Source organism: Actinosynnema sp. NPDC023587 (assembly GCF_040640215.1).
Classification (GTDB): domain Bacteria; phylum Actinomycetota; class Actinomycetes; order Mycobacteriales; family Pseudonocardiaceae; genus Actinosynnema.
The window spans coordinates 148,754-164,957 of sequence record NZ_JBFABG010000011.1 but is presented as its reverse complement, the minus strand read 5'-3'; the positions used below and the strand labels follow the sequence as shown (position 1 = coordinate 164,957).

Sequence of the window (16,204 nt, the reverse complement as noted above, 5' to 3'; positions counted from 1 at the left end):
CGGGTGCCGGGAGGCGCGCCCTCCACGTCGGGGGGCCGCCGGGTCACCGGGCCGATGCCAGCACGCGCCGGGACAGCGCCGAGAACGCGATCCCGAAGACGAGCAGCACCACCAGGTCGAGCCAGAGCCCGTCGGTCGGCTGCCCGAAGAACGCGGCCCGCACCGCCGAGCTCGCGTAGGTCGACGGGCTCGCGTGGCTGAGCGCGGTCAGCCAGTCCGGCAGCCGGTCCGCCGGGATGTAGACGGGCCCCAGGAACAGCAGGGCCATCGACGTCGCGAGCGACACCGAGCTGGACGTCTCGGGGCTGCGGCACAGCGCGCCGATCGCCGCGCCCAGACCGGCCAGCGCCCAGGCGGCCAGCAGCAGCACCGGTACGGCCACCAGGCCCGGCCGCACGTCGACGTCCAGGAACAGCCGGGCCACGAGCAGCGTGGCGACCACGCCGGGCAACGACAGGAAGAAGAACGACGTCACCGTGGCGTAGGTCAGCGCGTTCAGGCTGACCGGCATCGTCCGGAACAGGTCGAGCGTGCCCATCGCCTTCATGTAGGCGAAGTTCTGGGCCACCCGGTTGGTGTTCTGGAACATCAGCGTGAGCGTGATCGCCCCGCCCGCGATGTGGACCGCGTCGTCGCCGCCGCGATCACCCGACAGGGCGGCGAGCGCGAACATGATCAAGGCGGGTGTCGCGATGCCCATGACCAGCATGGGTTTCCACGTCCACCGCCAGTTCCGCAGTTGCACCAGGCAGAGGATGGACAGTTGGTCAAGGTAGCGCCGGGTTCTGGACATAGCTCTTGTACAAGTCCTCGATGGTCTCGGTCCGCACCAGCAGGTCCGTCACGTCGTCGCCGACGAGGGAGCCCGCGATGGCGGGAAGGTCTTCGATGTCGGCCGCGTACCGCTGCCAGGACAGGCCGCCGCCCGCCGACCGGTCGCGGTAGGCGACCCTGATCCGCCGCCCCTGCTCCCGCCGGAGCTCGTGGGGCTCGCCCAGCGCCAGAATCCGCCCGCCGCGCATGATCGCGACGCGGTCGATGATCTTCTCGGCTTCCACCGCGTCGTGGGTGATGAAGAAGACGGTCGTCCCGAGGTCGCGGTTGAGGGCGCTCAGCGTGGCCCACACGTGCTCGCGGTTGAGCGGGTCGAGGTCGTTCGTCGGTTCGTCCAGCACCAGCACGGGCAGCCGACCGGTGGTCGCGATGGCCAGTTGGAGGAGGCGGCGCTGTCCCCCGCTGAGCTTCACCGCCTCCGTCGACGCCGACTCGCCCAAGCGCCACGTCTCCAACTGGGAGGTGGTCTCCGACCGCGCCGCGACGCGGCCGGCTCCCCGCAGCCGTGCGATGTAGTACAGCGATTCCCGCACGGTGAGGCGGTTCATGGCGTCGCTGGACTGGGGCATGAAGCTGACCGTCGTGCGCAGGCGCGGCAAATCCTGCCGGATGTCGCGCCCGAAGAGCTCGACGGAACCCGAATCGGGCGCGGTCAACCCGACCATCTGCCGTACCAGGGTGGTCTTGCCCGCGCCGTTGTCGCCCAGTACGCCGAAGATCTCGCCCCGGACGACGTCGAACGTCAGGTCGTCGTTCGCCCTGGTACCCCTCGCCGCGTACGACTTGGTGAGGTTCCGCACCGAAAACACCACGTCCGCCATCCGACCCGATCACATCCCCCGTCGTCGTGCCCGCTGTTCGGTTCCCGCTGTTCGGTTCCCGCTGTCAGGTTCCCGCTGCCGAATTCCCGCTGTCCGCTAGAACTGGTCCGCGAGCCAGACCTCCTGCGCGCTGGTCAACGCGACGAACTCCGCCACCGCCTCCCGGGACCGGGACCCGTCGGACGCGATCCCGTCGAGCAGCGCCGATTCCGCGGAGCGGTAGCCCCCGGCGTACCAGCACGACAACTGCCGCCAGGTCAGCGCGAAGTCGGCCGGGCGGCGGGTGGTCGACACCTCGGCCCGCCCGTTCGCGAACTCCAGCAGGTACGTGACCGGGGGCGCGCCCCCGAAGTCCTCGACCTCCAGCGCCAGCGCGGTGTCCACGTGCTCGGGCCAGCCCCGCAGACCGAGTGCGGCCCGCACGTCCAGCACCCGGAACATCCACGGGTTGTGCGCCTCCGCACGCGCCCGGAACCGGCTGAGGTTGTGCAGCAGCAGCGGTGCGGGCGGCAGGGCGGCCCGGCGGAAGGCCACCCAGTCGGCCCGGCTGTTGTGCCGGCTGAGGAACTCGAACATGGTCGACGCGACCGACGGGTTCTCCGCGATGAAGTCGTGCACCCGCAACTCGGTCCGCTCGGCCCTGGTCACCCCCGCGACCGACAGCACCCCCTGCACGTCCCCGCCGCCGCCCCGGAACTCGTAGGTGTCCAACGAGAAGCGCCGGGTCTTCCAGTCGCTCCACCAGGCCGGGCGCTGGAACGAGCCGTTCCACCGCCGCGCCACCGCGTTGATCAGCTCCTCGCCCTCGTCGGTGCGGCCGTGGGTCACCCGGTGGTCGTGCCGGGGGAACGCGCGGCGCAGGTCGTCGGTCCACACCGTCCACGAGTGCACGGTGGTCGGTGCCTCCCAGCCGAGGGCCCGCCCGTACTCGTTCGACCTGGTCCACGCGCAGGCCACGACGGCTCCGGCCGCGTAGAGGACCTTGAGCCGCTCGGCCAGGGCCTGGACGGCCAGCCGCCTGCCCCGCAGTTCCGGGGCGAGGCAGCCCGCGGCCAGCAGGGCGCTGGGCACCGGCCGGCCGCCGAAGAACTGGCCGACGACCATGCCCAACCCGCCGCCGACCACCTCCCCGGACCGGATCGCCACCCGCCGGTCGGCCACGTCCCGCAGGAGTGCCGCGTCCTCGACGTCGTAGCCGTAGCCGCGCCGGGCCAGGGCCAGGAAGTCGTCCCACTCGCCGTCGGACGCTTCCTTGATCAGGAGATCGCTCATGCTGGTCCTCGCTCGTCCGGGTCAGTACGCGAAGAGGTCGCGCAGCGCATCGGTGTCGGTCGGCACGACGAACGTCCGCTCGAAGCTCAGCGCTTCCCGCTCCGCGACGAAACCGGACGTGCGCAGGGACACGATCCCCAGGTGCGGCTTGGACTTCGAGCGGCGCACACCGGTGACGGTGCTCACCGCGTACAGGGTGTCGCCGGCGAACACCGGCGCGCTGAACCTAGCGTTGTCCAGCGACAGGTTCGCCACCGTCATGCCGCTGAACGTCCGGGTCGTCATGCCGACCGCGATGCCGAGCGTGATCGTGCCGCACACCAGCGGTCGTCGGTGCGGGGACCGCCCGGCGAACTCCGCGTCGGTGTGGATCGGCGCGACGTTGCCCGTCAGCGCGCAGAGCAGGACGTTGTCGTACTCGGTGATCGTGCGGCCGGGGCGGTGCTCGACCACCATGCCCTCGTGCAGGTCGTCGAAGCCGAGTCCCACGACCTCGCGGTACCGGCCTCCCTCGACGTCGCGGAACCCTTGCGGGGCAGCGCTCTCGCGCACCGGGATGCCGGTCATGCCCGCTCCTTCCCGAAGCGCTCGACCAGGCGCACCGCGGCCTCGACGAACGGTGGTCCGATCATGCGGCCGTTCAGCTCCAGCACCCCGACCTCGCGCGCGTCGCTGTCGACGATGGCGCGCGCGAAGTCCAGTTCCTCCGGGGTCGGCGCGAACGCCTCGTTGATCTTCTTGACGTGGTCGGTGTGGATCGCGCCCTTGCCCTCGAACCCCACGGCCTTGGCGGTGGCGCACTCGTCGAGCAGCACCTCGTCGCCGTCCAGCGCGAAGCACGGCGAGTCGATCGCGATCTTGCCGTGCCGGCGCGCCGCGTTGGCGATGAGCAGGCGGACGGTCAGCATCGACGGCGAGCGCACGCTCGCGCCGGTGGTGATGGCGTAGTCGGCGGCACCGAAGGCCACCCCGGCGACCCTGGGGTGGGCGGCGATCGCCGAGACCTCCTCGACCGCGCGGGCCGATTCCACCAGGGCGTACAGCTCGGGCGTGTAGTTCTCGTCGTCCAGGATCTCGGCGAGGACGTCGAAATCGCGCGGCGAGTCGGCCTTGGGCAGCAGGATGCCCTGCGGCCGGGTCTCCCACCGGCTGATCTCCACGACGTCCTGGAGGCCGAAGCCGGTGGTGAGCGGGTTGATCCGCACGCCCCGGAGGGTCTTCGACGCGGCCGGCGCGGTGAAGAAGTCGCGCGCCAGCCGACGCCCCTCCTCCTTCTTCGCGGGGATGACCGAATCCTCCAGGTCGACCAGGGCGACGGTCGCGCCGCAGGTCAACGCGCTCAGGTAGCGATCGGTGCGCAACGCCGGGGTCAGCAGGCAACTGCGCCGGTCGCGGTGGACGGTTGTCGGTGTCGGTGTCGGTGTCGGTGTCGGTGTCGGTGTCGGTGTCGATGGCATGGACGGTGGCACCCCTCATTCGGCACGAGCGGTCAGGACGCGGTCTTGCGCACGCGGCCGGCGGCCTCCGGGATCAGGTCCTCCTGGCCGGCGATGGCCTGCATGCGCCCCAGTTCGAAGAAGATGTCCCACGGGCTCACCCCGTAGTCGTCCGCCGCTTTCAGGACTTTCCGCTTGAACCCCGAGAACACCCCGGCGAGCCCGCTCACCAGGCTCACCGAGTCGATCAGCGGGAACGACTCCACCAGCTCGGCCGCGGCGAGCTCCGAGGCGGTGAGGTACCGGTTGAGGTCCACGCCGGTGCGCTTGCCGAGGCGCTGCGCGACCGCGCAGACGACTTCGAGCTGCGCGTTCCCGGCACCCGCGCCGAACCCCCGGGCGCTCGCGTCGACGATCGTCGCGCCGGCCTCGATCGCGGCCATCGAGTTGGCCGTGGCCAGGCCGAGGTTGTTGTGAGCGTGGAAGGAGATCGCCGCGTTCGGCGCGGCGCGCGCCATCGCCGCGATCCGCTCGCCCACCTCGTGCGGGAGCAGGTACCCGGCGCTGTCCATGATCCCGATCGCGGTGCACCCGTAGCCGGCCAGCAGGGCGGTGCTGCGGGCGAGGCGGTCCGCGCTCGCCATGTGGCTCATGAGCATCACGGCGTGGCAGTCGAGCCCGCTCTGGAGGATCTTCTCCACGTAGCTCTCGGAGAAGTCGACCAGGGTGGAGTGCACGCCCAGCCGCAGGACGTCGACCCCGCACTCCCGCGCCAGGTCCACGTCGCCGAACGTGCCCAGGCCGGGGCACAGGAACGCGGCGAGCTTCGCACCGGTGAGCGCGCGCCGCGCCGTCTCCAGCATCGCGCGGTCGGTCGTCAGCGCCCGCCCGATCTGCAACGAGGACGCGCCGAGACCGTTGCCGTGCCCCACTTCGACGACGGGCACGCCGGCCCGGTCCGCTGCGGCGGCGTAGCGGAAGATCTGCTCTTCGTTCAACTGGTGGGCGACGGCGTGCTGACCGTCGCGCAACGTGACGTCGTACAGGGTGATGTCCAGCCCGATCGCCGGGGCACCGTTCATGACCGATCGCTCCTCGCTGTCGGGATCCGCTTGCCGCGCCCGGGTTCCGGCGGTGCGCGGGAGGGGGCGTCAGCGCGCCGGGCTCTCCGCTCCGCGCCGGGACAGGCTCCGGTAGAGCCGGACGACCTGGAGCGCGGCTCCGTTGGTGATCTCCAGGTTCCCCGCGTAGCCCGGCAGGGTCGGCGCGACCGCCCGCACCCGCACGTCGACGGTGACGACGTCCCCGTCGTTGTCCACCACTCGCGCCGCGTACCCCGGCGCGTAGGCGCGCACGGTGTCCTGGGTGGACTCGACGAGGGCGGCCAGCTCCGCGTCCGAGGCCGGCCGCCGGACGCCGGCCAGCGACACGCTGAGGCGGAAGTCCGGTGCGGGCCTGGCCGGGCTCACGCCCGCGATGAACTTGGCGATCGGCACGCCGGTCAGCTCCCGGATCACGTCCCGGGTGCTCTCGACGAACTCGTTGGCGTTGCGCCGGGTTCCGGGGCCGAAGCTCGAACTCGCCACCGTGGCGTTCACCTCGACGTAGTCCGGGCCCAGGCGCGCGGCCAGCGCGTGCAGGACCGGGATCGACGCCTGTCCGGCGCAGCTCACCATGCTGATGTTCCCGCTGCGCCCCACCTGGTCGATGTTGACCACCGGGACGACCGGGGTGCCCACGTGGCTCGGCGTGAGGTCGACCATCAGCGCGTTCGTCCCGCGCACCCGCGCCCAGTGGTCGACGTGCGACCGCGCGTCGGTGGCGTCGAAGACGACGTCGAATTCGGCACCGTCGTCGAGCTCCTTGACCAGGCCCCGTTCCGAGACCCGGTACCCGTCCGCCGCCAGCCGGTCGAGCCGCTTGCCGGGGGAGCGCCCGATGACCATGCCCACCCGGATGCCGTCGTCCTCGCGAATGCGGTGGAACAGGTCCATGCCGATGAGTCCGGCACCGACTATCGCAACGCTCAATGCCCGCATAGCCCTCTCCTGGGGTTGGGTGGTGGCGAGTGCCCGGAGCCCGGACCCGCGGAACGCGGGCCGCTACCCGAGTCGGACGCCGACGTCCTCGTGCTCCCCCGACCGCGCCCGCACCTCGGACGCACCGTCGAGGCCGACGCTGGCGTGCACCGCGCCGGTGATGACCAGGTCGCCCCGGTGCAGGCCCAGGCCCGAGCGGCGGAGGCGCTCCGCGAGCCAGACCACCGACCGGATCGGGTCGCCGAGGACCGCCTCCCCCGCACCGCCGGCCACCTCGACCCCGTCGACCAGGAGGTCGATCCGCAGGTCCTTGAGCCGGTCGGCCGGCACCGCGCCGGTCACCGGCCCGGTCACCACCGAGGCGCACGAGGCGTTGTCGGCGATGCTCTTCCACAGCGTGATCAGCCAGCTCGGGTAGCGCGTGTCGAGGATCTCCAGCGCCAGGAACGTCCCCGAGAGGTGCTCGCGCACCCCTGCCTCGTCCCAGGGGCCGTCGTCGGCGGCGAGGTCGGTCCCCACCACGACGCCGAACTCCGCTTCGACCCGCGCCTGGAACAGCGAGCCGGCGGCCACGGTCGCGTGGTTCGGGATCAGCATCCGGTCGAGCAGGATGCCGGAATCGGGCTCGGTCACGCCCAACTGCTCCTGCATCGCCTTCGAGGTCAACCCGACCTTGTGGCCGCGCACGACCGCGCCCGCGTCGATCCGCCGCCGGATGTTCAGGTGCTGCACCGCGTACGCCCCGTCGAGTCCGGCGGCGTCGAGTCCGGGACCGTCGAACTTCGCCAGGTCGTCCGCCTCGACCTGCGTGCCGTTGACCCCCGCCTCGTGCAGGAGGTCGGCGGCTTCGGCGAGTTGCGGTGACACAGCACCCCGGGCGTCGAAAGCCCGGCGGAACGAGGTGGTCGAAATGTTCTCCATGGAACAGGTCACTTCCTTCGCCTGGCGATCGGGACCACGCCCCGCATTTCCCCTGGAACGCACGTCGAACAGCCGCCCGCTCCCCCGGAAATTCTTTGCGGCAATGGGAATCCGTACGTGGATGACTCAGTCTGGCATGGCGATTCGGCCGTGTCATTGACCGGACGCGACGCGAACGTTGGCTTACGGCGCGCTTGTCGCAGGGGGTCGACCAGGTGGCGCGGAGGCAGCGCGCGTGGCGGTGAGCAGCGTCGGAGCCGGCCGGCCACGGGGCGCGGCGGTTTGTTCAACTGCGGCAACCCGTTCACTCGAACAGACCTCAGACGGTGCGCCCGGGTGGTGCTAACTTCGGGCCGTACGCGTGTGAGTTGACGCGCGTCACCAAGGGGGAAGTGACGTACCGGCTCCTTTGTCCGGACGTCGGAAATGTTCTTGCCGCGCCACGACGTACGGGCCGGCGACGCCGCACCGGCTTCACGGTGAGCGCGCGACACGGGGGAAGGTCGCACGGGCGATCCTGTGGTGGAAATGCCGCGCACGGGTGGACGGCATTTCCGCTTCACCCGTGTACACCGGCTCTCCTGAGCGATCGCACCGCCGGCGGGCGACAGTGAGCGGGGGAGGTTCGTTGATGGCAGTGGATGTCGGGGGGACATCGGCGGGGAACCGGGTCCAGCCGCGCGGGAGGGCGGGCGCGGGCGACGCGGTGGTCCGGATGCCCAGTCCCCGCACGGGTTCGGGCCCCGTGCGGGCTCGTCGTGCCGAACCTCGGGTGCGGACTACCGAGCTGGGTGACGTCATCGTGCACGAAGTCGTTTTCCGCGCTCCCTGGGGGAATCCGCACGTGCTGGGGGCCCGACCGGGGCACCGCGCCTTCGTGCTGGGCCTGCGCGGTGTGCTCTCGGCCGGGCGCGGGGGCCGCGCCGTCCTGGTGGGCACCGAGGAGCTCGCGCTGTGCGACGCCGCACACCCACTGGTGCTCCGGCCGTGCTCGGGTGACCGCGAGGTCGTCGCGCTCGTGATGGTGTTCCCGGACCCGACGTCGCCGGCGCTCGTCGAGGAGGACCGCCCCGGGCTCGGCGAGGCCACCGGAACCGGTGCCCTGCTGCGCGACCTCCTCGTCGAGGCCACCACGCGGGCACCGGGGTTGAGCGCGTCGGAAGCCACCCGGACCGGTGAAGCCGCGCTGCACCTGGCCGCCGCCGTGCTGGAGCGGCACTTCCCGGTGCCCGGAGCCGATCCGGCCGCGCGGCAGCACGAGTTGGCCGCGCGGATCAGGGCCTACATCGACCGCCACCTGGGCAGCTCCGCGCTGTCGCCGAGCCGGGTCGCGGCGAGGCACCACATCTCGGTGCGCCACCTCCAGCGGCTGTTCCGCGTCGAGGGCAGCACGCCGTCGACGTGGATTCGCCACCGCAGGCTGGAGAACGCCGAGCGGGACCTGCGCGACGCGGCGCTGCGGTCGTGGCCGATCCGGAAGATCGGTCAGCGCAACGGTTTCGCGCAGGCGTCGATCTTCAGCCGGGCGTTCAGCGCGCGGTACGGCCGCCCGCCGGGGAAGTTCCGCGACGACTGGTTCCGCGACGTGCGGAGCTGACCCGGCGGTCCCCCGGGATCACGGTCGCCGCTCGGCGTCGGCGACGACCTCCAGCGTGAACTCGCCCGCCAGCCGGAGGAGGTCACCGGGTGCCGGCGGGTCGGGCACCGGCGGGCCGCCGCGCTGGGCGAGGGCCGCGCGGACGAGGGGCTGCCAGCGGTGCCCGAAGGTGTCGAGCGCGTACTCGGCGGCGGCCTCCTTCGAGATCACCTCGCCGGTGACGACCGTGTGGTGCAGCCGGGGCGGGCCGAGGACCCGGGAGACGGCCAGCCGGTGGGCCGGCACCAGCGGTTTGCGCCGCGGTTGGCCGGACAGGAGCCGGTTCGCCCAGGACCGCCAGTGGCCGCGTAGCTGGTCGAGGTTCCACGCGCGCAGCCGGTCCGGTTCCGGGTCGAGCCCGAGGCCCGCCGGTGCCGGTCCGCGCAGCGCGATCCCGCCGTCCCGCAGCACCTTCCACACCACCGGGTTCACCTCGAACGCGCGACCGCGGTGGAAGGACCAGCCGCTGTGCGACGCCAGCGGGTCGATCCGGGTCACCGGCTCGGCGAGGTCGGCCGCCGAGACGAACGCGCCGTTCACCGTGCCGGGGAGGGTCGGGTCGATCCTCGCGATCGAGCGCCCGGCCGCCGGCGCGTTGCCGAGCAGGTGCAGGGCGCGCAGCCGGCGCACCTGCCCGTCGTCGAGGCCGCCGGCCACCACGGCGATGAAGTCGACGTCGCTGCACCTCGGCTGCCAGGCACCCAGGGCGGCCGAGCCGACGACGTAGAACCCGGTGATCTTCTTCGGCAACAACCGATCGGCGACGGCGAGGTAGTGCGCTGTGGCGCGGGCCGCGTCGTGGGGAAGCATCCACCCAGTCTGGCACCGCGATCGCATCGCCCCTGCGCGGGGAGCGCCCGCTTCGGACGCTCCCCGCGTCAGCGGATCAGCTCTCGAACGGGGTGGTGCCGCCGTAGTTGCACATGGTCGGTGCCATCACTTCCTGGGGACTGCCCCAGCCCGCGCACTGGTGGCCGGAGTGGCCGTACCAGTCGTGGCCGAACTCGTGGGCCGCCAGCAGGGCGTCGTCGTTCACGCCGCCCATGTAGAGGGCGATCCGCTGGCCCTGGCCCCAGTTGCAGCCGACCACCCGGCCACCGCCGCCGCAGTCGGCGATGTAGCCGTTGCGGCACTCGACCGGGGTGCCGCCGGCGCTCTCGGTCATCCCGTTCCAGGCCCGCGCGCCCTGACGGATGGCCGCCGCGTACGGCGAGCAGGAGCTGAGGATGCGGTAGGTCCGGGCGCGCGGCACGGGCCACCCCGCCGCCGGGGCGGCGGACAGCAGCCCCGAGGGCGCTCCCGCGACCTCGGCGGCGCTGGTCGCGTGACCTTCCACGACGAACGAGCCGTGGGAGTTCGGTGCGACGAGAACGGCGACCACCATCGCCAGCAGGGCGGGTATCAAGAACAACTTCTTCACGTTGCTCTTCCTTTCATTGCAGGGACCCGACGCGTTGCAGGGCACGCCGGGCGCATTCGACGCTAGCGAATCGCCCGGACCCCGCTCAACAGGCGTCGGCCGGCCCGCCCTCCGGGCATGATGATCAGGTCGGGAGACGTGACCAGGGACTATGCGGGCCAGCGCGCCCGGCCGCGCTCACCAGGTGTTAATTTAATCAGCCGAGCGGCCGAACGCGGCTCTGCGCGAATACGCACCGGTGGCCTTTTCACCCCGTACCGCGGCCGTTATCGACAGGTGGTGCCGGCCGTTGCGGTAGGTACCCCCGTTCGCCCGGTCGACGCCTTTCGGCGTCGACCGGGAAATCGAACAATGCTCTGCTGCGGGTTACCGGCGGCGGGTGGCCCGCACGACGACGTCGTGGAGAGGGGTCTCCCCGCCCTTGCCGTCGGCCAGGGTCCGCCGACCCTCCTCGGCGGTGACGATCTCCCAGACCTCCTCGTCCAGTCGCGCCGTGATGGCCGCAGCGGTGACCGACGCCTCGGCGGGCGGGTGCTGGCCGCCGTGCCCGTGCCCATGGCCGTGGCCGTGGCCGTGGCCGTGGCCGTGCTGACCGGTGGCGCGGTCGTGCTGGAGGTGGCCGACGATCAGCAGGGTGCCGCCGGGAACGACCCACCCGGCGATGCGGTCGTAGAACTCCAACTGCGGCATCGCCGGGTGGGCGTAGTGGGTGGTCACCAGGTCGAACGGGGTGGCCGGGTGCCAGACGCCCAGGTCGGCCTCCACCCACCGCAGCCGGTCGCCCGCGCCGACGGCCCCCGCGCGCTCGGCGGCGTGCGCGAGCACCTCCGACGAGATGTCGGCCGCCGTCACCCGCCACCCCCGCGAAGCGAGCCAGATCGCCTCGGCCCCCGCGCCGCACCCGGCGTCCAGCGCCGTGCCCGGCACCAGCTCGCCGAGCTCGCGCGCGAGGTACGGGTTCGGCGGCGGCCCGCCCGCGGTCCCCGGTCCGCCGGCGCTCCCCCGCCAGTGCCGCTCCCAGTACTCCTTGTCGAACCCGTGGGTCATCGGTCGTCCTCCCCGTCGCTCGGCCGACCCCGATGGTGACCCCGGGAGGAGCGTTCCGGCAAAACTTGTTGCCGAATGGCAAGCTGGGGCCATGGACGAGGCCGTGGACCGCACGCTCGACGCCGTCGGACCGAGGTTGAAGCGGCTGCGGCAGCGCCGCGACAACACCCTGGCCGACCTCGCGGCGGCGACGGGCATCTCCGCCAGCACCCTCTCCCGCCTGGAAGCCGGCCTGCGGCGGCCCACGCTCGAACAGCTCCTGCCCCTCGCCCGCGCCCACGGGGTGACCCTCGACGAACTCGTCGACGCGCCGCCCACCGGCGACCCCCGGATCAGCCTGCGCCCCATCGCCTGCGGTGACGGGGTGACCGTCCTGCCGCTGACCCGCAGGCCCGGTGGCATCCAGGCCTACAAGTTCGTCCTCCCGAGGGGCGACGACGCGGCCGAACCCGACCTGCGCACCCACGAGGGGCACGACTGGGCGTACGTCCTCAACGGCACGCTCCGGCTGGTCCTCGGTGACCAGGACCTGATCCTGAGCCCCGGCGAGGTGGCCGAGTTCGACACCCGCACCCCGCACTGGTTCGGTGCCACGAGCGCCGGCCCCGTCGAGTACCTGAGCCTCATCGGCCGGCAGGGCGAGCGCGTGCACGTGCGCGCGGTGTCCCCGGCCCGGCCGGCGGGGTAGCCGGGCCGCGACTCCCCCGCCTGCCCCCGCCTTCGCACCGCGACGGGCTCACGCGGGTTCGACGGCCAGCCACAGCTCGCAGGTGGCGGTGCTGAAGTCGTCCGCGCGTTCGAGGACGGCGACGATCGAGGGCCCCGGCCGCAGCCGCCACGGGTTGGCGGGGAACCACTCGGTGGCGGTGGCGGCCCAGGTCTCCTGGAGGGTCCTCGGGTACGGCCCGGAGGCGCGGAAGACCGCCCACCGGCCGGCCGGCACCTCGATGGCGTCGAGGTCGCCGGGGGACGCCGTGCCCCCGGACACCGCGACCCCGTGCAGGTAGGTCAGCTCACTGCCCTCGGTGCTGTCCGGGTCGAGGTCGTCGCAGACCTGCAACAGCCCCGGGGGTTCGGTGTCGCCGAGGGCTTTGAGCCGGAGGTGCTCCTCCGGCGGCAGGGCCGTGATGTGCCGCTGGATGTGCGGGTTGACGCCCTGGTGGACGAGCGGGACCCGGGCCGCGTGCCCGATGAGCCGGAACGCGGGGCGGTCGACGATGCGGGTGTCCATGGGGACCTTCCCTTCGACGGTCAGGCGGAACCTGAGTTGCGGTTGGGTGCGAAGGGGGCCTCCGGTGCGGCGGACGTCACCGGGACCGGTGCCGTGCACCGCCCGGAACGCGCGGCCGAACGCCTCGGTCGAGCCGTACCCGTACCGGACGGCGATGCCCAGCAGGTCGTCCCGACCCCGGACCACGTCCGCCGCGGCGACGGTCATGCGCCGCCGGCGCACGTACTCCGACAGGGGCATGCCCGCCAACGACGAGAACATCCGGCGCAGGTGGTGACCGGTCGTGCCGACCGCCGCCGCCAGCCCGTCGACGTCCGTCTCCTCGCCGAGGTGCTCTTCGACCAGGTCGACGAGCCGGTTGAGTGCCGAGATCACGAGGCCTCCTTCGACGTCGACTCTGGCGGACGGCACCCCCACCGCGCCCGATCGTCGCGGTCCGGTCCGGTCATCCGACCACGCCCCGGTGACCGTCCGACGCCGCGGCTCAGTCCACGGGCACGATCTCGGCCGCCACCAACCGGCCGCCCTCGACGGTGAGCAGCCCGAGCGTGCCGTGCGGTTGCCGCCGGCGGTCCGTCGGCGAGCCGGGGTTGAAGATCCGCACGCCCGCCTCGGTGAGGTCGAGCGGGATGTGCGAGTGGCCGAACACCACCAGGTCCGCGTCCGGGAACCTCCGGCGCAGCCGGGCCGCCCGGCCGTCCTTCCGGCCGCTGTCGTGGATCATCGCGACCCGCAGTCCCGCCAGGTCCAGTTCCACCGTCTCCGGAGCACCCCACGCGACGACATCGGGACCGTCGTTGTTGCCGCACACCGCGTGCACCGGGGCGTAGGCCGACAGCTCGTCCAGCACAGCGGGCACGCACACGTCACCGGCGTGCAGGATCAGGTCGGCACCCGCCAGGTGTTCGGCCACCTTCGGCGGGCACGCCTTCCACCTGCGCGGCGCGTGGGTGTCGGACAGGACCACGACTCGCACCGCACCATCATGCCCGTCACCGGCGACGTCGTCAGAACAGGGCACCGCCGGTCACCTGAGGACCGCGCACCCGTTCCGGGTCAGGCCCTCCAGGACGTGCCGGGCGGGGTTCGACCTCGTTCCAGCGGAGGTCCAGCTTCGCTAACGCGGGCATGCGGACTCTCGGTCAGCGCGTTCTCGCGGAGGTCGAGGTGCCGCGGTTCGACCAGTCGCCGGTGGACTCCGGGAGCCGGGTCGGGGCGTTCTCGCCGACGTTGCGGTAGCGCGGGCCGCTCAGCCCTCCCCGCGATTCGGGCAACGCGCTCAACCGGTTGTCGTGCGGGTAGAGGAAGTCGGTGAGCGACGGCAGGTCGACCCGCTGCCAGACGTCCCCCGGGACCTGCCCGACACCGGAGCGCCAGAGGTCGAGCACCTTCGCCACGCCGTCCCCCGTTCCGGTCCCGCTCGTCCTGGTCGGACGTCGGGCAGGGTCATGCTCGTGGAGCGCGTCGCCCGGCCGAGGGGTTGCCGGCCGGCGGCTTCCGCTGCCACGTCGGCAATTACCCGCGCGCCCGCAGGCGTCGAGGCCGAACCCGTCGTGCGGGGCCGGCCCCGGGAACCGCGTGGCGTGCGGCCGGTCAGCCGGTGCAGCCGGGGACCGCAGGGGTGCTGCCGACGCAGTTGTTCGGGGTGTTGGCGCTGATGGGCGCACTGGTGGTGGTCATCGTGCCGCCCTGGCGGTGGACGCCGCCGGAGTGACCCAGGAGCAGCAGCGCGTGGTTGTTCGTCACGGCGGTCTGCGTGAGCGTCGTGGCGGTGGAACCGAGCGAGGCGATACCGCCGCCCCGGCCGGCGGAGTTGCCCGTGATGAACAACGGGCTCCCGGAGACGCCGGTGACGGTCAGCGTGCCGCGCAGCCCGTTGTAGAGACCGCCACCGTCGCCGAGCAGGGTGGTGTTGCCGGTCACCGGGCTGTTGGTGAACGTCGCGGCGGGTGCGGTGCCGGACGGGGTGTCGGCGTTGGCGAGCCCGCCGCCGTCACCCGAGGCGGTGTTGCCGGCCAGGGTGCTCCCGGTCAAGGTGACCGCGCCCCGGTTGAGGATGCCGCCGCCGTCACCGAGCACGTTCCCCCGGGTGAAGGCGACGCCGGTGGTGAGCGTCAGGCTGCCGGTCCGGCCGACCTCGGCGATCCGGAACAGCCCGAGGCCCAGCAACGAGGCGTTGGTGACGGTGGCCGGTCCGACCATCTCGATCGGGGTCGTGATCACCGGCAGCGCGTTCGACGCGCCACCGTGCCCGGTGGTCATGCGGTAGGTGCAGCCGCGCGCGAGCACGAGGGTGTCCGCCGTGGGGGTGGTGTTGGCCAGTCTCACCGCCGCGACCAGGGCGTTCTCGCCGCACGCCACCGGGATGGTGATGGCCTGGGCCGCCGGCGGGAGGGCGATCAGCCCTCCGGTCAGCACGGTGGCACCGAGCAGGGTGCGGACGATCGTGCGGGTGTGGCTCATGACGACTTCTTTTCCTGGTGATAGGGGATGAGCTGCGCGGAAAACCCGGGAAGAATTCGGACCGGAGCCGCCGGCGATTCAGGCGACGAGCACGGTCGACCCGACCGGAAGACCTCGGCCGCTCTTTCTCGCATCCGAAACGAGAAAATGTCGCGCCACCGGGGTATTGGGTTACCACCGCCAACCTATACCTTCGGCGGATTGCCCGACACCGCCGTCGCCCGAATGGCCGCAAAACCTGCGCCGGTCGGTCGGAAACGGCACCCGGAACACCGGGAAATCCCCTCCCGACACCGTCACGCGGCGGTGACGCCGCCCGGACCACCCTGTGGGCATCCGATTTTCCGGCAACGAAACGGAGGACGAAGTGCGAAGTCGACAGCTCTACCCCGTGCTGGCCGCGGGCATCATGGTCGTGGGCGGTTTCGTGGGTGCCGGGTCCGCCTCGGCGGCGGTCCCGTGCACCGTCGGCCCCAACGTGACGCAGACCGACACCGCCGTGTTCGGGTCCGGCGGGAACGACACGATCGACTGCACCAGCGCCGAACCCGCCAAGACCGTCTACGGCGGCGGCGGGAACGACACGATCACGGGCACCGCGTACGCCGACACCCTCCACGGCGGCGACGGCAACGACACGCTCACCGGGCAGGCGGGCGACGACAGCCTCCACGGCGACCTGGGAACGGACACGCTCAACGGTTCCGCGGGCAACGACGTGCTCCGAGGCCCCGGCACCGATTCCGCCCAGGACACCCTCAACGGTGGCGGCGACACGGACTCGTGCGGGCCCGTCGGCGTGCCCCCCGATCTCCGCAGTAGCTGCGAATCGTAGGACCGCGACACCGGCCGGGGACGACCTGGCCGACGCGAAGACGAGCGACGACCCGGCCCCTCGAAGGGGACCGGGTCGTTCCGCACGTCCGCTCCCGGTACCGAGTCGACCCGAACGGATGGTTTGACCGGTGGTGCGCCCGGGACGCACGCGTGGCGGATCGGAGTCGGCGAAAACCCCGCGAAAGGCTCACCGGTCGCCACACCCGCACTGGTAGCGTGACCACAGCAGTTCAGCCGACCGGCCGGA

The 16,204-nt window shown here is 72.3% G+C and carries 18 protein-coding genes; 3 read left to right on the top strand and 15 right to left on the bottom strand.

Annotated features, from left to right (window positions below):
* Positions 1–43: 43 nt before the first annotated feature.
* From AB0G01_RS26190 to AB0G01_RS26155, 8 genes are all read right to left on the bottom strand, one after another.
* Positions 44–793 (bottom strand): ABC transporter permease, encoded by a 750-nt coding sequence (locus AB0G01_RS26190; RefSeq protein WP_360950141.1) that lies wholly within the window; start codon positions 791–793, stop codon positions 44–46.
* Positions 768–1,655, bottom strand: a complete 888-nt coding sequence (locus tag AB0G01_RS26185; RefSeq protein WP_360950138.1) for an ABC transporter ATP-binding protein — start codon at positions 1,653–1,655, stop codon at positions 768–770. The genes AB0G01_RS26190 and AB0G01_RS26185 overlap by 26 nt, the downstream gene beginning before the upstream one ends.
* Before the next feature lie 96 nt (positions 1,656–1,751).
* Positions 1,752–2,927: a GNAT family N-acetyltransferase gene (locus tag AB0G01_RS26180; protein WP_360950135.1), complete on the bottom strand. Its 1,176-nt coding sequence runs from the start codon at positions 2,925–2,927 to the stop codon at positions 1,752–1,754.
* A 21-nt stretch (positions 2,928–2,948) separates the two neighbouring features.
* Positions 2,949–3,494, bottom strand: coding sequence for a MaoC family dehydratase (locus tag AB0G01_RS26175; protein WP_360950132.1), 546 nt, complete (start codon positions 3,492–3,494; stop codon positions 2,949–2,951).
* Entirely contained in the window at positions 3,491–4,288 is a 798-nt protein-coding gene (locus tag AB0G01_RS26170) for a CoA ester lyase (RefSeq protein WP_360950129.1), read from the bottom strand. Before AB0G01_RS26170 ends, AB0G01_RS26175 begins: the two co-directional genes overlap by 4 nt.
* Positions 4,289–4,416: 128 nt before the next feature.
* The gene (gene dmpG / locus AB0G01_RS26165; protein WP_360950126.1) at positions 4,417–5,445 is read right to left on the bottom strand and encodes a 4-hydroxy-2-oxovalerate aldolase; all 1,029 of its coding nucleotides are present in this window, start codon (positions 5,443–5,445) and stop codon (positions 4,417–4,419) included.
* Positions 5,446–5,514: 69 nt separating this feature from the next.
* A complete protein-coding gene (locus tag AB0G01_RS26160; protein ID WP_360950124.1) occupies positions 5,515–6,402 on the bottom strand; it encodes a hypothetical protein in 888 nt (295 codons plus the stop codon).
* Positions 6,403–6,465: 63 nt separating this feature from the next.
* Entirely contained in the window at positions 6,466–7,323 is an 858-nt protein-coding gene (locus AB0G01_RS26155) for a fumarylacetoacetate hydrolase family protein (protein ID WP_360950121.1), read from the bottom strand.
* 844 nt (positions 7,324–8,167) lie between these two features.
* Between AB0G01_RS26155 and AB0G01_RS26150 the strand changes: the two genes are divergently transcribed.
* Entirely contained in the window at positions 8,168–8,920 is a 753-nt protein-coding gene (locus tag AB0G01_RS26150) for a helix-turn-helix domain-containing protein (RefSeq protein ID WP_360950118.1), read from the top strand.
* An 18-nt stretch (positions 8,921–8,938) separates the two neighbouring features.
* Here the strand turns inward: AB0G01_RS26150 and AB0G01_RS26145 are convergent, their stop codons facing one another.
* The 3 genes from AB0G01_RS26145 to AB0G01_RS26135 all read right to left on the bottom strand — a co-directional run bounded on the left by AB0G01_RS26145 (position 8,939) and on the right by AB0G01_RS26135 (position 11,426).
* Positions 8,939–9,769: an aminoglycoside adenylyltransferase domain-containing protein gene (locus AB0G01_RS26145; protein ID WP_360950115.1), complete on the bottom strand. Its 831-nt coding sequence runs from the start codon at positions 9,767–9,769 to the stop codon at positions 8,939–8,941.
* A 76-nt stretch (positions 9,770–9,845) separates the two neighbouring features.
* Complete coding sequence (locus AB0G01_RS26140; protein WP_360950112.1) at positions 9,846–10,379, bottom strand: hypothetical protein; 534 nt, start codon at positions 10,377–10,379, stop codon at positions 9,846–9,848.
* 366 nt (positions 10,380–10,745) lie between these two features.
* Positions 10,746–11,426, bottom strand: coding sequence for a class I SAM-dependent methyltransferase (locus AB0G01_RS26135; protein WP_360950109.1), 681 nt, complete (start codon positions 11,424–11,426; stop codon positions 10,746–10,748).
* Between the two features lie 91 nt (positions 11,427–11,517).
* On the opposite strand from AB0G01_RS26135, the gene AB0G01_RS26130 reads away from it, so the two are divergent.
* The gene (locus AB0G01_RS26130; protein ID WP_360950106.1) at positions 11,518–12,114 is read left to right on the top strand and encodes an XRE family transcriptional regulator; all 597 of its coding nucleotides are present in this window, start codon (positions 11,518–11,520) and stop codon (positions 12,112–12,114) included.
* 48 nt (positions 12,115–12,162) lie between these two features.
* Here AB0G01_RS26130 and AB0G01_RS26125 read toward each other — a convergent pair whose 3' ends face one another.
* From AB0G01_RS26125 to AB0G01_RS26110, 4 genes are all read right to left on the bottom strand, one after another.
* Positions 12,163–13,032, bottom strand: a complete 870-nt coding sequence (locus tag AB0G01_RS26125) for an AraC family transcriptional regulator (RefSeq protein ID WP_360950103.1) — start codon at positions 13,030–13,032, stop codon at positions 12,163–12,165.
* Between the two features lie 109 nt (positions 13,033–13,141).
* The gene (locus tag AB0G01_RS26120; RefSeq protein ID WP_360950100.1) at positions 13,142–13,633 is read right to left on the bottom strand and encodes a metallophosphoesterase family protein; all 492 of its coding nucleotides are present in this window, start codon (positions 13,631–13,633) and stop codon (positions 13,142–13,144) included.
* A gap of 166 nt (positions 13,634–13,799) precedes the next feature.
* The gene (locus AB0G01_RS26115) at positions 13,800–14,054 is read right to left on the bottom strand and encodes a hypothetical protein (RefSeq protein WP_360950097.1); all 255 of its coding nucleotides are present in this window, start codon (positions 14,052–14,054) and stop codon (positions 13,800–13,802) included.
* Between the two features lie 196 nt (positions 14,055–14,250).
* On the bottom strand, positions 14,251–15,120 hold the full coding sequence (locus tag AB0G01_RS26110) for a hypothetical protein (protein ID WP_360950094.1): 870 nt from the start codon (positions 15,118–15,120) through the stop codon (positions 14,251–14,253).
* Positions 15,121–15,487: 367 nt separating this feature from the next.
* Here AB0G01_RS26110 and AB0G01_RS26105 point away from each other — a divergent pair, with 367 nt between their 5' ends.
* A complete protein-coding gene (locus AB0G01_RS26105; RefSeq protein ID WP_360950091.1) occupies positions 15,488–15,955 on the top strand; it encodes a hypothetical protein in 468 nt (155 codons plus the stop codon).
* Positions 15,956–16,204 lie beyond the last annotated feature (249 nt).

What these genes read in the sequence shown, in the direction of transcription:
- AB0G01_RS26175 (WP_360950132.1), bottom strand. Translation starts at nt 3,494, where the DNA reads ATGACCGGCATCCCGGTGCGCGAGAGCGCTGCCCCGCAAGGGTTCCGC.
- AB0G01_RS26190 (WP_360950141.1), bottom strand. Translation starts at nt 793, where the DNA reads ATGTCCAGAACCCGGCGCTACCTTGACCAACTGTCCATCCTCTGCCTG.
- AB0G01_RS26160 (WP_360950124.1), bottom strand. Translation starts at nt 6,402, where the DNA reads ATGCGGGCATTGAGCGTTGCGATAGTCGGTGCCGGACTCATCGGCATG.
- AB0G01_RS26180 (WP_360950135.1), bottom strand. Translation starts at nt 2,927, where the DNA reads ATGAGCGATCTCCTGATCAAGGAAGCGTCCGACGGCGAGTGGGACGAC.
- AB0G01_RS26155 (WP_360950121.1), bottom strand. Translation starts at nt 7,323, where the DNA reads ATGGAGAACATTTCGACCACCTCGTTCCGCCGGGCTTTCGACGCCCGG.
- dmpG (WP_360950126.1), bottom strand. Translation starts at nt 5,445, where the DNA reads ATGAACGGTGCCCCGGCGATCGGGCTGGACATCACCCTGTACGACGTC.
- AB0G01_RS26110 (WP_360950094.1), bottom strand. Translation starts at nt 15,120, where the DNA reads ATGAGCCACACCCGCACGATCGTCCGCACCCTGCTCGGTGCCACCGTG.
- AB0G01_RS26130 (WP_360950106.1), top strand. Translation starts at nt 11,518, where the DNA reads ATGGACGAGGCCGTGGACCGCACGCTCGACGCCGTCGGACCGAGGTTG.
- AB0G01_RS26185 (WP_360950138.1), bottom strand. Translation starts at nt 1,655, where the DNA reads ATGGCGGACGTGGTGTTTTCGGTGCGGAACCTCACCAAGTCGTACGCG.
- AB0G01_RS26145 (WP_360950115.1), bottom strand. Translation starts at nt 9,769, where the DNA reads ATGCTTCCCCACGACGCGGCCCGCGCCACAGCGCACTACCTCGCCGTC.
- AB0G01_RS26135 (WP_360950109.1), bottom strand. Translation starts at nt 11,426, where the DNA reads ATGACCCACGGGTTCGACAAGGAGTACTGGGAGCGGCACTGGCGGGGG.